1 pseudogene is annotated in these 1,264 nt (G+C 62.3%); it reads right to left on the bottom strand.

From position 1 onward, the window contains the following. Window positions 1–9 precede the first annotated feature (9 nt). A pseudogene (locus tag ABIC44_RS19600) lies at window positions 10–1,205 on the bottom strand (IS3 family transposase). Window positions 1,206–1,264 lie beyond the last annotated feature (59 nt).

Here is a 1,264-nt window from a genome sequence, read left to right as displayed (position 1 = left end):
CCTAGTTTTCTAGACGCCTTCTGCCTTCAAAACCTGCTGCCGTTCGAACGCGACGGGCGACAGCATCCCGTTCCTGACCTGCTTGCGTACAGGGTTGTAGAACATCTCGACGTAATCGAACACGTCCTGCCGGGCTTCCTCACGGGTTTTATAGGTGCAACGCCGGATGCGCTCACGCTTGAGCGCGGAGAAGAAGCTCTCGGCGACGGCATTGTCATGGCAGTTGCCGCGTCGGCTCATCGAGTGCTCAAGATTGTGAGCCCGGATGAAGCCAGCCCACTCCATGCTGGTGAACTGCGAGCCCTGGTCGGAGTGGATCAGCACCCGTTGCTTCGGCTTGCGCCGCCATACCGCCATGTGCAGCACCTGCAGCACCACATCGGTGGTCTGTCGGCTCTGCATCGACCACCCTCCGCAGCCCTTCCAACGATGCTCCGCATCGCCGGAACCTTTGGCTGCTCCGCCCACCACGCGGCGGGAGTACAGGTCGATCACGACCGCCAGATAGGCGAAGCCTTCCAGGGTGCGAATGTAGGTGATGTCCGTCACCCAGGCCCGGTCCGGCGCAGCGACGTCGAACTGGCGGTCCAGCGTGTTGTCGACCGCCAGGGACGGTTTGCCGCCATGGCTGCCGGGCCGGCGCTTATAGCCGATCTGCGCCTTGATGTCCGCCAATCCGGTCAACCTGGCAACCCGGTTCGGGCAGCAGGTTTCGCCGTGATCCAGCAGGTCGTCGTGCAGCTTGCGGTAGCCATAGACCTTGCCACTGTCGTGCCAGGCCCGCCGCAGCAGCTCCGTTTGCCGCGCATCTTCCCGAGCTCACCGGCTCAGCGGGCTCTTCTGCCAAGCATAGAAACCGCTGGGCTGCACGGCGAGGCAGCGGCACATTGCCCGCACGCCAAAGTGATCACGATGCTGGGCAATGAACGCGTATCTCACTTTGCATCCCGAGCGAAATACGCGGTGGCTTTTTTTAGGATGTCGCGCTCCTCGGTTACCCGAGCCAACTCGCGCTTCAGCTGGCGGATCTCGGCGTCCTTGCCGGCATCGCCGGATACGACTTTCGCCAGTTGCCGCTTCCACGCATACAGCGAGTGCGCACTGACCCCGAGCCGCTGTGAAACCTCCGCTACCGGATACCCGCGCTCGGTGATCTGGGCCACCGCGTCACGTTTGAAGGCCTCGCTGAAATTCGGCTTCCCCATCATCGCCTCCTGTCCTCAAAATTAGGACCGAAGGCGTCCAGAAATCTAGGGGCTACTCA

This window comes from Sphingomonas sp. 1185 (genome assembly GCF_040544655.1).
Taxonomy (GTDB): Bacteria; Pseudomonadota; Alphaproteobacteria; order Sphingomonadales; family Sphingomonadaceae; genus Sphingomonas.
Note: the sequence above shows the minus strand (reverse complement) of the source record. Positions and strands in the feature narration are given on the sequence as shown.